The sequence below is a fragment of the Rhizobium sp. Nf11,1 genome, from assembly GCF_050587665.1.
GTDB lineage: Bacteria > Pseudomonadota > Alphaproteobacteria > Rhizobiales > Rhizobiaceae > Rhizobium.
In genome coordinates this window covers 109,703-127,091 of record NZ_JBOBHU010000003.1, presented here as the reverse complement: position 1 = coordinate 127,091, position 17,389 = coordinate 109,703, and the positions used below count along the sequence as shown (strand labels likewise).

Here is a 17,389-nt window from a genome sequence, read left to right as displayed (position 1 = left end):
GACTTTAGGCGGCCTTCAGCTTCAGCTTCGTCAGGGCTTCGCCCATGACGACCTTGCCGCCGACGCGGCGACGGCCGACGAACTGCACGAGGTCATTTTCGGAAAACTTGGCGTAATCAACGGACGGTTCGAACGCGATGCGGTCGGTGATCAGATAGCCGCGATAGAAGTCGCCGAAGATGATCGGCGCGTTCCCGGCTGCCGGGTCCGGCATGTCGTCGGCCATGTAGACCGGCTGGCCGAGGATGCGCCCCGGCTCACCTGCCTGAAGGCTGCGCTCCCAAATCAGGTTGCCATCGCTGTCCTTCATGCCGCGAATAATACGCGCGGTCTTGCGGTTCATAACCCATGCGCCGGCGTTGGCGTAGCTGGCCTTGACCGAATATAGAAGGTCAAGCAGGTCATCCAGCTTCAGCTCGGTTGCGCCGGACGTGATTTCCTGCACTTCGGTCGAGGTCATGACGCCTTCGGCCTGGGTGGTGCCGTTGCCTTTCACGAACCATGCCGACTCAAGTTCGCCGAACTTGTTCGCGATATGGCTTGAGATCCACGAGACGAGATTGACGGCGCTGTCTTCGAGCTGCGAGCGCGAAACCAGCACCTGCGCGCCCATCATGAACGGTTCGATGCTGATCTGTTCGAAGGTCGGCGTGCTTTCGGGCTTCGTTGCAGTTTCCGTGACGCTGCCCGGCGCAATGCCGTCCAGAAGTCGCGGAATCTTCAGAAGGCCAGTGTCGAGCTGGATAGAGTTGGCGAGCTGGCGAATGGGGTTGCTCTTGCCGAGCTTCTCCAAAATCTGCGTCATGAGCGTGTCATTGACGAGATTGCCGCCCGTGCCCGGAAGCGAGATCGTGAGCGCCTTCTGTTCCAGAAGGGTGCGCTTCAGTTCGGTGTCGAGCGCCTTCAGCTCGTTATCGTTGGCCGCTGCCGGATGGTTGTTGTTCGCGGCGGTCGGACGATTGAGCTTCGCCTTCAGCTTGTCCACGTCGCCGCGGAGAGCCTTGATTTCGGCAAGTTCTTCCGGCGTCACAACCGGATCGTTCTTCATTTCGAGTTCTGCTTCATTTTCCAAGATGATTTCCTTCTGATCTGCCGTGCCATCGGCGGCCTTTACTGACGTGATTTGCGCGCCGGGATGGCTGGGAACGGCGACGACTGAGATTTCGTGAAGGTCGAGGGCGGTAATCGTGCGCCCGCGTTGGCGGGGCTTAGCCGCCTTGGTGCGGAAGCCGATAGACAGGCCGGACACGGCTTTGTTGCGGATCATGGCGCGGACTTCGCGGGCGCGTTCAACGTCGTCCACGAGCAAACGGCCCTTGACGGCGAGCCCATCCGGCGTTTCTTCGATCTGGTCCCAAACGCCGACAACCTGCCCCTGATCGTGGGCGAACAGCATCGGCAGGACTTCCGGCGAGGCAAACGCACCCTTTTCGATCACGTCGCCGACGCGATCCGGGGAACCGAACGGCCATGCAATGCCGGTGATGGTGCCGGCTTCGTCAACCGTGAGTGCGGCCTTGAATTCGAGGCGTTCGCTCATTCGGCAACATCTCGATAGGCGGCGGTGATTGCTGCGGCGAGATCGCCGGTAGCTGCAGCCTGTTGCTTCTCGTCCTGGGGAAAGCCGAAATCATCGTCGTCGTCAGAAGACTCTTCAGCGCCAAGAAACAGCGCCGTGACGATACCGAGCGCGACAAGGAAGCTTTCGGTCAGCGGTCGAGCAATGGAATAGACCTTCACAAGGCGATCGGCGTCTGCGGGTGAAGCGCCACCACCGACAAGGCCAAGGCGGATAACTTCGGTCAGGTCAGAGAAAGAAAATTCATGGTTCTGGAACCGGCGAAAGAGCCCGCCGATCGGCTGGCCGGTCTTCTGCTCAAGTTCTTCGATAAGTTCGCGGGTCGGGAAGGCGAAAATCTTTTCGCTGTCGCCGAAGAAGGCGCGGTGTTCGGTCATGCGGGTTCCTTCGCCGGGGCCGGAACCGGCGCGGCGTTGCTGGTCGTGTGCGGATTGATAAGTTCATCGCCGCCCGCAAGCGGCTGAAGGTTCAGGATCGCCCGAACTTCGTTCGGGGTCATGATCCGGTTCGTCACAAGGGCGGTCATGTTTGCGGTGCGGCTTGCCGCATCCGCGCGCATGAGATCGTCCACGACGAATTCGAAATAATGGTCGTCCTGTTCGTCCTCGCTGAGAAGGACGGTCGTATAGGCGTCCTGCCAGTGATCAAGCCAAGGGCGAAGGCAGAGCTGAAGGAATTGCGCGCCCATCTGTTCCGTGTTCGACCACGTTCCGCGCGTCAGTTCGAAAAGCATGGTCGGCGGGACGCCGAAGATGCGCGCAATCTCGCGGACCTGTTCAAGTCGATGCTCAAGGAACTGTGCATCGGTCGAGGTCATGGCAGGCTGATCTACTTCCGTTTCAGGCGGAAGGATCAACGGTTCTGAAGGGTCACTGCGCCAGCGCCGGAAGTCGGCGCGGATGTTCTTCCACTTGTTTGCGCCCGCGTCGTTGTCGGCGATCCTCGTTTTGATGACGATGGACGGACGTGCGCCGGAACCGAAGAACTGCGCGCCGTGGCGCTCAAGGATTACCGCTAGGCCGATTCCTTCCTTGCCGAACGAGATCGGCGAGGTTCCAAGGAACGACGGGATATGAAGGATTTCGGTATGGGGATAATCGCGGGTGCCCGACCTTTCCGACACGCGATAGACCGGTGCGCCAGTCACGTCATCCTCAAGAAGCGTCACCTTTGAAGGCTTCAGCCGGTGAAGCTCGAAAAGGCGTCCGTCTTCGAAGCGCACGACACGAGCATAGCCGTTGCCGTGAATTAAGGCGTCGGCGGTCAGGCGGGTGCGGAGGTCGCCCGCGCCGGTCCACTCGTTCGCCCGCTTGTGGACGATGCGGTAGGCTGAATGATCCTTAGCCGCTTCCTTACCTTCTGCGGTTTCCCGATAGACCTTGCAGGGAAGAGAGCCGATAGTTTCAGAGATCAACCGGATAGCCTGGAGAACAGCCGGAACATAAAGCGCCGTCTGTCCGCCGATGTTCACGCCAGAGTAAATAGGGCGGGTGCCGATTAAGTCGGTGAATTCAGGACTGTTGAGGGAATACGCCTTCTGTTCCACCCGAAAGCCGAACGCCTTCTTTGCGTTTGAAACAATTCCGGCGAAACTCATGCAATCGGTCCTCGATTAACTTGAGGAGAGAATCTCACATTAGGATTCACTTGTGAATCCCAAAATAGGAAAATTTTCCTATAATAGGAATAAAAGCGTGACACCCTACAAAGTTGTTAAAGGTGTTGATGGGAGCAAATGATACGGTATGATAAAAATGAGAGCCCGATGGCTGCTCTCAAGTTGGCCCCGCTCAAGGCAGGGGTCGCCATGCCGAAACGGCACTATGTGCGAGACAGTGGTTACGGTGTTGCGAGCACCTAGCCGCTGTCTCCCATCGATCCGGCCCGCACATCAAGACAGGATCAAATGGCAAGATCAACGATGAATTTTACGCAAAATTAAGAAGTTGGCCTTGTGTGCCCATAGTTGTGGACAGTGGGGATTGCGTGAATCTGGTCCATGGCAGCGGCCAGACCGGGAAGCATCACCTCGCTGCGCCCATATTGCTCCTGCGAGCCACCATCTGTTCGCCCGGTAATATAGTTGCGAGCGTCTTCCGGCACGTGGTCGCGGCGGCACAGGTCTTCGAACAAGTGACGCCAGCCGTGATTAGGGGAGAGTTCAGGGCGTTCTTCAAACGGAATGATGCCGCGAACCCATGTGCTGATTCGGGGCTGGACTAGAACGGAATCCTTTGTATCGCCCCTAAACAATCGGCCTGGCTTCGCCGCATTCACAAAATCAATCAAGCCTTCATCGGCTAGAGCTTTGTGAACTGGAATTCGGCGCTCACTGCTGGCCGTCTTCAGGGAGCGGTTCCCGACCGTGGTCACTTTCCAGAACCACCGGCCATTGACTTCGAAGAAGTCTTCCTTGCGGAGGCTTCCGGCCTCGCTAACCCGCATGCCGGAATAGGCGCATAGCCACGGTATCCACCGGAACATAGGCTTTTCCTCCCTCCGAGCTGTAGTCAGCACGAGTTTCGCTTCGTCCATCGTGAAAGCGCGGAGATAAGAGGGGAGGGTTGTGTAGTCCGGGGCCTTGATGCCGTTAAGTGGATTGCCAGAGGGGAAGAAATTTGCGGGGTCGTTCTGGCGTCCCCAATTCATGACCGTCCGGACGTTCTGGAGCATGGCTTTTACCGTGCGGTTGCCGAGTTCGCCCGCGTCCTGCAATGATTCGATCCAGCCCTTGCCCTCTGCGGCGGTAACGGTGAGCGCGTTCTTGCTCTTTCGCCACTTGCCAAAAGCCGCGCAATGATCGCGATATTTTTTCACGGTGAGGGCGGGCAGAGGCTTCGCGTTCTTCCCGCGAGCCCGGCGCTTAACTTCGTCGTCTATTATATTGTCGAAGGTGATGGGGTCGGGTTCGTCATTATATATCGGCGGGGCTTCAGCAAGCAGCGGGTGAGTCGGCTTGCCGGCGAAGTCACCTTCGTTTCTTTCGTCCTCACGAGCCATGGCCTCATAGGAGGCCACGCATAGCGCCTGCGCCAGCGCTCGCCATTTATCGGTGCCCTTCACGGCATCGGTGTTCCCGGCCAATCGGGCACGAGCGAGGCGAGCACCGACAAGTTCCTCTAGTTCGTCATCGGAAAGCTTGCCCGCGAAGCCGTCGCGGAACCGCTGCGCCTCGTCGGGGTCAACGCCGAACTGAGCATAGCGGGAATCGTTCGCCCGTAGCTCCGCGTCAAAGTCGATTTGGCTGTGGTAATCGCGAAGGGCGATCTGCTGTGCTGTGAGCGGATATGCCGGCGCCTTCGGCTGCTGGCCGGTCGCGGCGTCATGCTTCTGCCGGGCGATACCGATTTGCCTCTGGATAGAGGCGACGGCTGCGGCATGATTGCGAATGGCTGCTCGCCGGTCGCCGCCTAGCTGAATCTCTAGTTCGGCTTTGTCGTCGAGGTAGGGGCGGAGATAAGGCGGGATGACGACGCGCGCGGAGTATCGCCCGTTGCGCTCTTTCCAGTGCCGGAGTTTGCCAGCCATTCGAAACCCATTTTGTGACGCAGTTTGTGACGTCAATATGGGGGAAAGCCTTTATAACGCAAGGGCTTCCAGCGATTTCAATGAGATAGAATGGTGGGCGATGAGAGACTCGAACTCCCGACATCCTCGGTGTAAACGAGGCGCTCTACCAACTGAGCTAATCGCCCATCGCTGGCGAAGCCGATCGGCCTGCTGCGTTGGTGGCCGTGATCTATGCGGATCGCGGCAAAACCGCAAGAGTGTTTGTGAAGAATTTTTGATTTTTTTGGCGGTGGTCTGCTCGTCTGCGCTGCCGAACGGGCTCGGTCGGCCTGTGGATAAAGGGGAGGGGGAGCCGCGGGCTTATGCATTTTGCCTGCGCTGTCGGCTCCGATCGTGCCTCGCTACGGCTGCGGAGGTTGGAATTGCCGGCTTTCCGTTCTTCCTGCAGCGGCTTTGCCGAAACAATTCAACGACTGTCATGGTTTTGTCTCCAAACCTGCTTGACACTAAAAGGCGAACCCCGTAGTTAGCCGCTCATCGAAACGGCCAGCCGTTTTGGTGAGGGTGCGAAGGCATCCGGATTGCTTGAAATGAAGTGCGGGTGTAGCTCAGTCGGTTAGAGTGCCGGCCTGTCACGCCGGAGGTCGCGGGTTCGAGCCCCGTCACTCGCGCCATTTCAAAGCAGGCGTTCAGTCGCCGCCGTCCGGCTCTTCCGTCCGTCATGCGCGGGTGTAGCTCAGTCGGTTAGAGTGCCGGCCTGTCACGCCGGAGGTCGCGGGTTCGAGCCCCGTCACTCGCGCCATTCTCTTCCGAAAGCCATGCAGTTTCCAGGGGTCAGGCATGCAGCTTGAATCGACTTCTGCGGATTTGTCGCGACATCGTTGCATCTGCTTGATAATGTCCGCCCGCGGCGCGTCGAATTGCCTCTGTAAAAGTCTTGCGCCGCGGCGTCGGCTGCGCTAACCACGGCTTGTTGCAACGCACGTTCGCTTGTCGGGCAATTGCCCAAATGCGCCGCCTGGCGCCTCCGGCAAGCAAGGATGAACATGATGACTGAACTGCTCAGTTCCTATATTCCGATCGCTATCTTCATCGCCATTGCGCTCGTTATCGGCCTGGCGCTGCTCATTGCGCCGTTCGCCGTGGCTTTCAAAGCGCCCGATTCGGAAAAGCTCTCGGCTTACGAATGCGGTTTCAACGCTTTCGACGACGCCCGCATGAAGTTCGACATCCGCTTCTACCTCGTGTCGATCCTCTTCATCATCTTCGACCTCGAGGTTGCCTTCCTCTTCCCCTGGGCCGTTTCCTTCGGCGCCATCGGCTGGTTCGGCTTCTGGTCCATGATGGTCTTCCTCCTCGTGCTGACCATCGGCTTTATCTATGAATGGAAGAAGGGAGCCCTGGAATGGGAGTGACCCCTGTGAGCAACCAGCCGCTCGTCGCGCCGCAGCCGAAGGGGATCATCGATCCGTCGACCGGCAAGCCGATCGGCAGCAACGACGCATTTTTCGGCGAGATCAACAACGAACTCGCCGACAAGGGTTTCCTCGTCACCTCGACGGACGAGTTGATCAACTGGGCCCGTACCGGCTCGCTGATGTGGATGACCTTTGGTCTTGCCTGTTGCGCTGTCGAAATGATGCAGCTCTCCATGCCGCGTTATGACGTCGAGCGCTTTGGTTTTGCGCCGCGCGCTTCGCCGCGCCAGTCCGACGTGATGATCGTCGCCGGCACGCTGACTAACAAGATGGCGCCGGCTCTGCGCAAGGTTTACGACCAGATGCCTGAGCCGCGCTATGTCATCTCGATGGGCTCCTGTGCTAATGGTGGCGGCTACTATCACTATTCCTATTCGGTTGTTCGCGGCTGCGACCGTGTCGTGCCGATCGATATTTACGTGCCGGGCTGTCCCCCCACGGCGGAGGCACTGCTTTACGGCGTGCTTCTGCTGCAGAAGAAGATCCGGCGCACCGGCACGATCGAACGCTAAGGGTTAAGGACAAGGCATATGAGTGAAGCCCTGACTGAGCTTGCCTCCTATCTTGGCGAAGCGCGCGGCAACCTGATCGTCGCCTCGCAGATGAAGTACGGCGAGCTGACGCTGACGGCGACGGGTGAAAACCTGATCCCGCTCCTGACCTTCCTGCGTGACGACGCCAAGTGCGGTTTCGTCAACCTGATCGACATTTGCGGCGTCGACTGGCCGCAGCGCGAACTGCGTTTCGACGTCGTCTATCATCTGCTGTCGCCGAAGAAGAACCTGCGCATCCGCGTCAAGGTCGCGACCGACGAGGATACGCCGGTTCCGTCTGCTTGCCCCATCTATCCCGGCGCCGACTGGTTCGAGCGTGAGACTTGGGACATGTACGGTGTGCTCTTCACCGGCCATCCGGACCTGCGCCGCATCCTGACCGACTATGGTTTCGAAGGTCATCCTTTGCGCAAGGACTTCCCGACCACTGGTTTCGTCGAAGTTCGTTATGACGACGCCGCGAAGCGCGTCGTTTACGAGCCGGTGGAACTCAAGCAGGAATTCCGAAACTTTGACTTTATGTCGCCCTGGGAAGGCACCGAATACGTGCTGCCGGGTGATGAAAAAGCGAAGCAATAATTCAAGGCGGCTGGTGGGATTGCGCCCGCCTTTCACCGACTATCTGAGAACGCGAGCCCGATCGCCATGACAGAACATAACGTCCGCAACTTCAACATCAATTTCGGACCGCAGCATCCGGCGGCGCACGGCGTTCTTCGTCTTGTCCTGGAGCTTGACGGCGAAATTGTGGAGCGGGTCGATCCGCATATCGGCTTGCTTCATCGCGGCACCGAGAAGCTGATCGAGACCAAGACCTATCTTCAGGCGGTGCCCTATTTCGATCGCCTCGACTATGTCGCGCCAATGAACCAGGAGCATGCCTATGCGCTGGCCGTGGAAAAGCTGCTCGGTATCCAGATCCCGATCCGTGGTCAGCTGATCCGCGTTCTCTACTCGGAAATTGGCCGCATCCTCTCACATCTCTTGAACGTTACGACGCAGGCCATGGACGTCGGCGCGCTGACACCGCCGCTCTGGGGCTTCGAAGAGCGTGAAAAGCTGATGGTGTTCTATGAACGCGCCAGCGGCTCGCGCATGCATGCGGCTTATTTCCGTCCGGGCGGCGTCCACCAGGATCTGCCGGAAAAGCTCGTGCAGGACATCGGCGACTGGTGCGATCCGTTCCTGAAGGCGCTCGACGACATCGACGACCTTTTGACCGGCAACCGTATCTTCAAGCAGCGCAACGTCGACATCGGCGTCGTCTCTCTGGAAGATTGCTGGGCCTGGGGCTTCTCCGGCGTCATGGTGCGCGGTTCGGGCGCTGCCTGGGACCTGCGTCGCGCCCAGCCTTACGAATGTTATTCCGATCTCGAATTCGACATCCCGATCGGCAAGAACGGCGACAATTACGACCGCTACCTGATCCGCATGATCGAGATGCGCCAATCGGTCCGCATCATGAAGCAGTGCGTCAATCGCCTGCTCTCGGATGCGAAGACCGGTCCTTTCTCGTCGATCGACGGCAAGGTCGTGCCGCCGAAGCGTGGCGAGATGAAGCGCTCGATGGAGGCGCTGATCCACCATTTCAAGCTCTACACCGAAGGCTACCACGTGCCTGCCGGCGAGGTTTATGCCGCCGTCGAGGCGCCGAAGGGCGAGTTCGGCGTCTATCTCGTCTCCGACGGCTCGAACAAGCCGTATCGCTGCAAGATCCGCGCTCCGGGTTACGCCCATCTGCAGGCGATGGACTTCATGTGCCGCGGCCATCAGCTCGCCGACGTCGCTGCTGTCCTTGGCTCGCTCGATATCGTCTTCGGCGAGGTGGACCGCTGATGCAGCTTCTGCCGCTGGCCGTCGCAATTCTTCTTGCGGCATCCGGGGTTTCGGCCCAGGAGGCCGACACCCTCGGCACGCCGCTGGGTCATAAGGAAGTGACGCCGCCGGGGCAGCAATCGTCCATGGGCGAGCTTTTGTCCAAGGGCTATCAGATCAAGGCCGCCATTCCGAATGGCAGCAAATTCGTCGTATTTATGCAGAAAGACCAGTCGGCCTATGCCTGCGAAATGCAGTCTTTGACCGCTTCGCGGTGTGGAACCCTAAACTGACAAGGCGTGAGGAAGAATGTCCGTTCGTCGATTAGCCGAAGATCAATTTCAGCCTGCCGCATTCGCCTTCAGCGATGAAAATGCGGTCTGGGCGGACAAGACGATCCAGAAATACCCCGCCGGCCGCCAGCAGTCGGCGGTCATTCCGCTGCTGATGCGGGCGCAGGAACAGGACGGCTGGGTCACGCGCGCGGCGATCGAAAAGATCGCCGACATGCTCGACATGGCCTATATCAGAGTGCTCGAGGTCGCGACCTTCTATACGCAGTTCCAGTTACATCCTGTCGGCACGCGCGCCCATGTCCAGGTCTGCGGCACGACGCCCTGCATGCTGCGCGGCTCGGAAGCGCTGATGTCGGTCTGCAAGAGCAAGATCCACGCGCACCCCTTCGAGCGCAATGCCGAAGGCACGCTCTCCTGGGAAGAAGTCGAATGTCTTGGCGCCTGCGTCAACGCCCCGATGGTGATGATCGGCAAGGACACTTACGAAGACCTGACGCCGGAGCGCCTCGAAGAGATCATCGACACCTTTGCCGCCGGCAATGGCGCGAGCATCAAGCCGGGCACGCAGATCGACCGGATATTCTCAGCACCTGAAGGCGGCCCGACCTCGCTGACGACGGAAGAGCCGAAGGCAAGGACACGCGCCAAGAAGGCCGATACCGAAACCGTGTCGGCGCCGGTCGACGGCGCGCCGGTCCCGCCCTCCGAGGCTGGCCGCCCAAAGAGCACCGATGCCGAGACCAATGCCGCCTTGAAGACGCCGGCGACGGCGCCGAAGGCAGCAGCGAAGAATGCCAAGGCAGCCGCGCAGCAGCCGGTTTCCGGCACGGCGCCTGCCGAGCCGGCGCTTGCTGCGGCCAAGGCCGAAACCGCTCCGGCGGCCAAGCCCAGCCTGGCCGACAAGAACCGTCCAGCCGGCATCGAAAAGCCCGCCGCACCGGATGACCTGAAGATGATCTCCGGCGTCGGTCCGAAGATCGAGGCGACATTGAATGAAATCGGCATCTTCACCTTCTCGCAGGTCGCAGGCTGGAAGAAGGCCGAGCGCGAATGGGTCGATGGCTACCTGAATTTCCGCGGCCGCATCGAGCGTGACGACTGGGTCAAGCAGGCCAAGGCGCTCGCCAAGGGCGGCGAAGCGGAATATATCAAGGTCTTCGGCAAGAAGCCGCGGTAAGAGGTGAAGCATGTTACAAGATAAAGACCGCATCTTTACCAACATCTACGGCCTCAAGGACAAGTCCCTGAAGGGCGCGATGAGCCGCGGCCATTGGGATGGCACCAAGCAGATCCTCGAAAAGGGCCGCGATTGGATCATCAACGAGATGAAGGCCTCTGGCCTTCGCGGCCGCGGCGGCGCCGGCTTCCCCACGGGTCTCAAATGGTCCTTCATGCCGAAGGAAAGCGACGGCCGCCCGCATTACCTGGTCGTCAATGCCGACGAATCGGAGCCCGGCACCTGCAAGGACCGCGACATCATGCGCCACGATCCGCACACGCTGATCGAAGGCTGCGTCGTCGCGAGCTTCGCCATGGGCGCCAATACCGCCTATATCTATGTGCGCGGCGAATATATCCGCGAGCGTGAAGCGCTGCAGGCTGCAATCGACGAATGTTATGATTACGGCCTGCTTGGCAAGAACAACAAGCTCGGCTGGGACATGGACATCTTTGTCCATCACGGCGCCGGCGCCTATATCTGCGGTGAGGAAACCGCGCTGCTCGAGAGCCTCGAGGGCAAGAAGGGCCAGCCGCGGCTCAAGCCGCCGTTCCCCGCCAATATGGGTCTCTACGGCTGCCCGACGACCGTCAACAACGTCGAATCGATCGCTGTCGCGCCGACGATCCTGCGCCGCGGCGCCGGCTGGTTCTCGTCTATCGGCCGTCCGAACAATGTCGGCACCAAGCTGTTCATGCTCTCCGGCCACGTCAATAAGCCGTGCACCGTCGAAGAGGAAATGGGCATCACATTCCGCGAACTAGTCGACCGCCACGCGGGCGGCATCCGCGGCGGCTGGGACAACCTGCTCGCCGTCATTCCGGGCGGCGCATCCTGCCCGATCGTTCCGGCCAAGGACATCATCGATTGCCCGATGGATTTCGACGGCCTGCGCGGTGTCGGCTCCTCCTTCGGCACGGCCGCCGCGATCGTCATGGACAAGTCCACCGACGTCATCAAGGCGATTGCCCGCATCTCCGCGTTCTTCAAGCATGAGAGCTGTGGCCAGTGCACGCCCTGCCGCGAAGGCACTGGCTGGATGTGGCGCGTGATGGAGCGCATGGCCAAGGGCAATGCCCAGAAGCGCGAAATCGACATGCTGTTCCAGGTGACGAAGCAAATCGAAGGCCACACCATCTGTGCGCTCGGCGACGCCGCCGCATGGCCGGTGCAGGGCCTGATCCGTAACTTCCGCCCCGAGATCGAAAAGCGCATCGACCAGTATACGGCAAGTGCGCTCGACCACGGGGCGGTTTTGGAGGCGGCTGAGTAATCATGACGGACAAGGCATCCAAGAGTGGGAAGAAGGAAGAGACCGCTGATTTCGCGGCCGGCTTCGGCCGTCTTGCCGCCGAGATGCTGGAAAACGCGCAGGCAATGCCTGTGCATCCGCTGATGGCGCACCCTGCCGCAGCCTTTGCCGCCGCAACGGCAATCGGTTTCGGCCTCTCGACGCAGATGGCGAGCGCCTTTTTCGGAGCCTTCCAGGGCGCTCTGGAAACGACGGGCAAACTCGCCGCAGCCCTTGATGACACGCCGCCCGACGAACCGGCGCCCGCAGTCGATATCCGCCCGGAAAATATCCGCCCGGCCGTCAAGGCTTTCAGCAAGCCAGCGGCCGACAATCCTACGGTCGAGCGGAAGGCTGGGCCGAGGCTGACAGTCGTCAAGCCGGCTGCCGAACCGGTGCCGGCGAGCCGGCCAAAGCCGGCTGTGAATGCAAAAGCCGCTCAGCGGACTGCAAAGGCCGACGATCTCAAGCTGATCGCCGGCATCGGCCCGAAGCTGGAGCAGGTGTTGAACACCAAAGGCATTCGCGGCTTCGCCGATATTGCCGCCTGGACCGACGAGGATATCGCCCGGCTCGACGCCGAGCTCGGCCTTAGCGGCCGCATCGCGCGTGATGACTGGATTGGGCAGGCGAAGGTTCTGGCCGGGCGGGGCCGCAGAAGGAAATGAACTGTCCGGCCGTGCAAACCGGCCGGAGATAGGGCGGATCGGCGCAGGGGCGGGGCCTCACGCTGCAGCTGCCGGTGCGGGTTCCGCGTCTGGAACGCGCGACAGACAATTTGGGCGACATCGGCTGCCAGCAGGACGAAAGATCCGGCTCGGCAAAGAGAATGTTGCAAAACAGGTTTGTTTGCCGCCTTCAGGCAAACGGGAAACAGGACTGAGCGACGATGGCAAAACTGAAGATTGACGGCAACGAGATCGAAGTTCCGGATCATTTCACGCTATTGCAGGCGTGTGAGGATGCCGGCGCCGAAGTTCCGCGCTTCTGCTTCCACGAACGCCTGTCGGTTGCCGGCAACTGCCGCATGTGCCTTGTCGAGGTGAAGGGCGGCCCGCCGAAGCCGCAGGCTTCCTGCGCCATGAGCGTGCGCGACATCCGCGGCGGCCCGAATGGCGAACTGCCCGAGGTCTTCACCAACACGCCGATGGTCAAGAAGGCCCGCGAAGGCGTGATGGAATTCCTGCTGATCAACCATCCGCTCGATTGCCCGATCTGCGACCAGGGCGGCGAATGCGACCTGCAGGATCAGGCGATGGCCTTCGGCATCGACACCTCCCGCTACCAGGAAGACAAGCGCGCCGTCGAGGACAAGTATATCGGCCCGCTCGTCAAGACGGTGATGAACCGCTGCATCCATTGCACGCGCTGTGTCCGCTTCACCACTGAGGTTGCCGGCATTTCCGAGCTCGGCCTGATCGGCCGCGGCGAGGATGCCGAGATCACCACCTATCTCGAACAGGCGATGACCTCAGAACTGCAGGGCAACGTCGTCGACCTATGCCCGGTCGGCGCGCTCACCTCCAAGCCCTTCGCCTTCACCGCGCGCCCCTGGGAATTGAACAAGACCGAGTCGATCGACGTCATGGATGCCGTCGGTTCGGCGATCCGCGTCGACACCCGTGGCCGTGAAGTGATGCGCATCCTGCCGCGTGTCAACGAGGCGATCAACGAAGAGTGGATTTCCGACAAGAGCCGCTTCATCTGGGATGGTTTGAAGACGCAGCGCCTCGACCGGCCTTACGTCCGCCGCGACGGCCGCCTGCAGCCGGCGAGCTGGGCCGAAGCCTTCGGCGCCATCAAGGCTGCTGTCAGCGCCACCTCGGGTGACAAGATCGGTGCGATCGCGGGCGACCTCGCTTCCGTCGAAGAAATGTATGCGCTCTCCGAACTGGTGAAGTCGCTGGGATCGGCCAATCTCGACTGTCGCCAGGATGGGACGGCACTCGATCCGTCGCTCGGCCGCGCCAGCTACCTTTTCAACCCGACAATTGCTGGCATCGACCAGGCCGACGCGCTGCTGATCATCGGCGCCAATCCACGTTTCGAGGCGGCTATCCTCAATGCCCGCATCCGCAAGCGCTGGCGCCGCGGCAAGTTCCCGATCGGCGTGATCGGCGAGCCCGGTGAACTGCGTTACAGCTATGACTATCTCGGCGGCGGACCCGACACACTGAAGGATCTGGTCGACGGCGCTCATGCCTTCGCGGACGTCCTGAAGAACGCCGCCAAGCCGATGATCATCATCGGCCAGGGCGCGCTGTCGCGCAGCGATGGCGCCGGCGTACTCGCAAGTGCCGCCAAGCTTGCCGGTTCGGTCGGTGCGGTCGTCGACGGCTGGAACGGCTTTGCCGTCCTCCACACTGCCGCTTCGCGCGTCGGAGGACTCGACCTCGGCTTCGTACCCGGTGCCAAGGGCGTCAGCGCCGCCGAGATGCTGACGGCAATGGACGTGCTCTTCCTGCTTGGCGCCGACGAACTCGACTTCACCGCCAAGAAGGCCAAGCTCACCGTCTATATCGGCTCGCACGGCGATAATGGCGCCCACCATGCCGACGTGATCCTGCCGGCCGCAGCCTATACCGAAAAGTCCGGCACCTGGGTCAATACCGAAGGCCGTGTCCAGATGGGCTACCGCGCAGGCTTTGCGCCGGGTGATGCCCGCGAGGACTGGGCGATCATTCGCGCCCTGTCGGACGTGCTCGGCAAGAAGCTTCCCTTCGATTCGCTGAGCGAGCTGCGCGGCCGGCTCTATGCCGCTTTCCCGCATTTCGCCGCCATCGACGAGATCGCCGAAACCGATAGCGCCCAAATTGCCGCAGTCGCGAAAAAAGCCGGCAAGATGAACAAGTCAGGGTTTGCGTCGCCGGTCAAAGACTTCTATTTGACGAACCCGATAGCGCGCGCCTCGGCTGTCATGGCCGAGTGCTCGGCATTGGCCCGCAACAATTTCAAAGTCGCGGCAGAGTAAGGGCAGGAACTCATGGATTCTTTCTTCTCAACCTATGTCTGGCCGGGGATCATCATGATCGGTCAGTCGCTGCTGCTTCTCGTCTGCCTGCTCGTCTTCATCGCTTACGTGCTGCTTGCCGACCGCAAGATCTGGGCGGCGGTGCAGCTGCGCCGCGGTCCGAACGTCGTCGGTCCCTTCGGCCTGTTCCAGTCCTTTGCCGACCTTCTGAAGTTCGTCTTCAAGGAGCCGATCATTCCGGCCGGCGCCAACAAGGCGGTGTTCCTGCTGGCCCCGCTGGTTACGGTGCTTCTGGCGCTGTCGACCTGGGCGGTGGTGCCGCTCGCCGACGGCTGGGTGATCGCCAACATCAATGTCGGCATCCTCTATATTTTCGCGATCTCCTCTCTCGAAGTCTACGGCATCATCATGGGCGGCTGGGCTTCGAATTCGAAATACCCATTCCTCGGCGCGCTGCGCTCGGCCGCACAGATGGTGTCCTATGAAGTCTCGATCGGCTTCGTCATCGTCACCGTTCTGCTCTGCGTCGGCTCGCTCAACCTGACCGACATCGTCAATGCGCAGCACAATGGCCTCGGCACCATGCTCGGCCTGCCGGCCTCGTTCCTCGACTGGCACTGGCTGTCGCTGTTCCCGATGTTCATCGTCTTCTTTATCTCGGCGCTCGCCGAGACGAACCGCCCGCCTTTCGACCTTCCGGAAGCGGAGTCGGAACTTGTCGCCGGCTTCATGGTCGAATACGGCTCCTCGCCATACATGATGTTCATGCTAGGCGAATATGCCGCCGTCTGCCTGATGTGCTCGCTGACGACGATCCTCTTCCTCGGCGGCTGGCTGCCTCCGGTCGATATCTGGATCCTCAACTGGGTCCCTGGCATCATCTGGTTCATGCTGAAGGCATGCTTCGTGTTCTTCATGTTCGCGATGGTCAAAGCCTTCGTCCCGCGCTACCGCTACGACCAGCTCATGCGTCTCGGCTGGAAAGTCTTCCTCCCGCTGTCGCTCGCTATGGTGATTATCGTTGCATTCGTGCTGAAACTGATGGGATGGGCGTAATGATGCCTGCTCTCGTTTCCGGCAAAATTGGAGGTTGAAGATGGCAAGGTTGTCCAGCTCCATCAACTCGCTGTTCCTCAAGGAATTCTTCGGCGCGTTCTTTCTGTCGATGCGCTATTTCTTCCGCCAGAAGGCGACGATCAATTACCCCTTCGAAAAGGGCCCGGTCTCCCCGCGATTCCGCGGCGAGCACGCGCTGCGCCGTTATCCGAACGGCGAGGAACGCTGCATCGCCTGCAAGCTCTGCGAGGCGATCTGTCCTGCCCAGGCCATCACCATCGAGGCCGGTCCGCGCCGCAACGACGGCACACGCCGCACGGTGCGCTATGACATCGACATGGTGAAGTGCATCTATTGCGGCTTCTGCCAGGAAGCCTGCCCGGTCGATGCGATCGTCGAAGGTCCGAATTTCGAATTTGCGACGGAAACCCGCGAAGAGCTCTATTTCGACAAGGCGCGCCTTCTCGATAACGGAGACCGGTGGGAGCGTGAAATCGCCCGCAACATCGCGATCGACTCGCCGTATCGCTGATTGATATCTGAAATGCTGTGATGGAGCCGCTCGCTCCTGTCGCGGTCAATATGTACAGGAGCTTTGTCGGCGAGTGCCGCGAAGCTTCATCGGGCAGGGAAACTCCCGGCTGCCCGGGGGAAGATGAAAAAGGCACCAACATGGGTCTGCAGGCTCTATTTTTCTATCTTTTCGCCTTTGTCGCTGTGGCGTCGGCGTTCATGGTCATCTGGGCGAAGAACCCGGTTCACTCGGTTCTGTTCCTGATCCTGGTGTTCTTCAACGCGGCCGGCCTGTTCCTGCTGCTCGGCGCCGAGTTCCTGGCGATGATCCTGCTCGTCGTTTATGTCGGCGCCGTCGCCGTCCTCTTCCTCTTTGTGGTGATGATGCTCGACATTGACTTCACCGAATTGAGGGCAGGCGTGCTCGAATATGCGCCGATCGGCGGGTTGATTGGGATCATCCTGGCGGCCGAGTTGATCGTCGTGATCGGCGGCAGTGTCATCTCGCCTGATATCGCCAAGTCAGTCGCCATGCCGATCCCGGCGCTCAGCGAGCGTACGAATACGGCCGCTCTCGGCGACGTGCTTTACACCAACTACGTCTATTTCTTCCAGATTGCCGGCCTGGTGCTGCTGGTCGCCATGATCGGCGCGATCGTGCTGACGCTGAGGCATCGCACCAACATCAAGCGGCAGAATATCTCAAGGCAGGTTGCCCGCACGCCCGCCACCGCCGTCGAGGTGGTGTCGGTCAAGCCCGGGCAGGGCGCCTAAAGGCAGGTCAAGGAACAAAGAACATGGTCATCGGACTTTCCCATTACCTGACGGTCAGCGCCATCCTCTTCACGCTCGGCGTCTTCGGCATCTTCCTCAACCGGAAGAACGTCATCGTCATCCTTATGTCGGTCGAACTGATCCTGCTTGCCGTCAACATCAACATGGTCGCCTTCTCTCACTTCCTGAACGACATCGTCGGTCAGGTCTTCGCGCTGTTCATTCTGACGGTCGCGGCTGCCGAAGCGGCGATCGGTCTTGCAATTCTCGTTGTCTTCTACCGCAACCGCGGCTCGATCGCGGTCGAAGACGTCAATATGATGAAGGGCTGAG

Annotated in this window: 17 protein-coding genes and 3 tRNA genes; 15 read left to right on the top strand and 5 right to left on the bottom strand. The window is 60.4% G+C overall.

The features are described from left to right. Positions 1-4: 4 nt before the first annotated feature. The 5 genes from ACQ7C1_RS06140 to ACQ7C1_RS06120 form a co-directional block, all read right to left on the bottom strand. Positions 5-1,540: a phage major capsid protein gene (locus ACQ7C1_RS06140; RefSeq protein WP_430957656.1), complete on the bottom strand. Its 1,536-nt coding sequence runs from the start codon at positions 1,538-1,540 to the stop codon at positions 5-7. After that, on the bottom strand, positions 1,537-1,956 hold the full coding sequence (locus ACQ7C1_RS06135; RefSeq protein WP_430957655.1) for a gene transfer agent family protein: 420 nt from the start codon (positions 1,954-1,956) through the stop codon (positions 1,537-1,539). The genes ACQ7C1_RS06140 and ACQ7C1_RS06135 overlap by 4 nt, the downstream gene beginning before the upstream one ends. Beyond that, entirely contained in the window at positions 1,953-3,176 is a 1,224-nt protein-coding gene (locus ACQ7C1_RS06130; RefSeq protein ID WP_430957654.1) for a phage portal protein, read from the bottom strand. Before ACQ7C1_RS06130 ends, ACQ7C1_RS06135 begins: the two co-directional genes overlap by 4 nt. Before the next feature lie 341 nt (positions 3,177-3,517). Then, complete coding sequence (locus tag ACQ7C1_RS06125) at positions 3,518-5,107, bottom strand: integrase (protein ID WP_430957653.1); 1,590 nt, start codon at positions 5,105-5,107, stop codon at positions 3,518-3,520. Between the two features lie 91 nt (positions 5,108-5,198). Further along, a tRNA-Val gene (locus tag ACQ7C1_RS06120) sits at positions 5,199-5,274 on the bottom strand. 412 nt (positions 5,275-5,686) lie between these two features. On the opposite strand from ACQ7C1_RS06120, the gene ACQ7C1_RS06115 reads away from it, so the two are divergent. From ACQ7C1_RS06115 to nuoK, 15 genes are all read left to right on the top strand, one after another. Further along, positions 5,687-5,763: transfer RNA gene (locus ACQ7C1_RS06115), tRNA-Asp, on the top strand. 51 nt (positions 5,764-5,814) lie between these two features. Beyond that, positions 5,815-5,891: transfer RNA gene (locus tag ACQ7C1_RS06110), tRNA-Asp, on the top strand. A gap of 247 nt (positions 5,892-6,138) precedes the next feature. Continuing rightward, positions 6,139-6,504 carry an NADH-quinone oxidoreductase subunit A gene (locus ACQ7C1_RS06105; protein WP_010055493.1) on the top strand — a complete coding sequence of 122 codons (366 nt, stop codon included), beginning with the start codon at positions 6,139-6,141 and terminating at the stop codon, positions 6,502-6,504. Further along, the gene (locus tag ACQ7C1_RS06100) at positions 6,495-7,079 is read left to right on the top strand and encodes a NuoB/complex I 20 kDa subunit family protein (RefSeq protein WP_064801815.1); all 585 of its coding nucleotides are present in this window, start codon (positions 6,495-6,497) and stop codon (positions 7,077-7,079) included. The genes ACQ7C1_RS06105 and ACQ7C1_RS06100 overlap by 10 nt, the downstream gene beginning before the upstream one ends. A gap of 18 nt (positions 7,080-7,097) precedes the next feature. Then, positions 7,098-7,700, top strand: a complete 603-nt coding sequence (locus ACQ7C1_RS06095; protein ID WP_097598372.1) for an NADH-quinone oxidoreductase subunit C — start codon at positions 7,098-7,100, stop codon at positions 7,698-7,700. Between the two features lie 66 nt (positions 7,701-7,766). Next, positions 7,767-8,957: an NADH-quinone oxidoreductase subunit D gene (locus ACQ7C1_RS06090; protein WP_097598371.1), complete on the top strand. Its 1,191-nt coding sequence runs from the start codon at positions 7,767-7,769 to the stop codon at positions 8,955-8,957. Next, a complete protein-coding gene (locus tag ACQ7C1_RS06085; RefSeq protein WP_085777776.1) occupies positions 8,957-9,229 on the top strand; it encodes a hypothetical protein in 273 nt (90 codons plus the stop codon). The genes ACQ7C1_RS06090 and ACQ7C1_RS06085 overlap by 1 nt, the downstream gene beginning before the upstream one ends. Positions 9,230-9,245: 16 nt before the next feature. Then, complete coding sequence (locus ACQ7C1_RS06080) at positions 9,246-10,409, top strand: NADH-quinone oxidoreductase subunit E (protein ID WP_430957652.1); 1,164 nt, start codon at positions 9,246-9,248, stop codon at positions 10,407-10,409. A gap of 10 nt (positions 10,410-10,419) precedes the next feature. Beyond that, positions 10,420-11,724: an NADH-quinone oxidoreductase subunit NuoF gene (gene nuoF / locus ACQ7C1_RS06075; RefSeq protein ID WP_064801825.1), complete on the top strand. Its 1,305-nt coding sequence runs from the start codon at positions 10,420-10,422 to the stop codon at positions 11,722-11,724. A 2-nt stretch (positions 11,725-11,726) separates the two neighbouring features. After that, positions 11,727-12,410, top strand: coding sequence for a 5' DNA nuclease (locus ACQ7C1_RS06070; protein WP_430957651.1), 684 nt, complete (start codon positions 11,727-11,729; stop codon positions 12,408-12,410). 221 nt (positions 12,411-12,631) lie between these two features. Next, positions 12,632-14,713: an NADH-quinone oxidoreductase subunit NuoG gene (gene nuoG / locus ACQ7C1_RS06065; protein ID WP_430957650.1), complete on the top strand. Its 2,082-nt coding sequence runs from the start codon at positions 12,632-12,634 to the stop codon at positions 14,711-14,713. 12 nt (positions 14,714-14,725) lie between these two features. Continuing rightward, the gene (nuoH, locus tag ACQ7C1_RS06060) at positions 14,726-15,769 is read left to right on the top strand and encodes an NADH-quinone oxidoreductase subunit NuoH (protein ID WP_064801830.1); all 1,044 of its coding nucleotides are present in this window, start codon (positions 14,726-14,728) and stop codon (positions 15,767-15,769) included. A 40-nt stretch (positions 15,770-15,809) separates the two neighbouring features. Continuing rightward, complete coding sequence (nuoI, locus tag ACQ7C1_RS06055) at positions 15,810-16,301, top strand: NADH-quinone oxidoreductase subunit NuoI (protein ID WP_430957649.1); 492 nt, start codon at positions 15,810-15,812, stop codon at positions 16,299-16,301. A gap of 140 nt (positions 16,302-16,441) precedes the next feature. Next, entirely contained in the window at positions 16,442-17,056 is a 615-nt protein-coding gene (locus ACQ7C1_RS06050; RefSeq protein WP_183699702.1) for an NADH-quinone oxidoreductase subunit J, read from the top strand. A gap of 23 nt (positions 17,057-17,079) precedes the next feature. Continuing rightward, entirely contained in the window at positions 17,080-17,388 is a 309-nt protein-coding gene (nuoK, locus tag ACQ7C1_RS06045; RefSeq protein ID WP_010066755.1) for an NADH-quinone oxidoreductase subunit NuoK, read from the top strand. Position 17,389 lies beyond the last annotated feature (1 nt).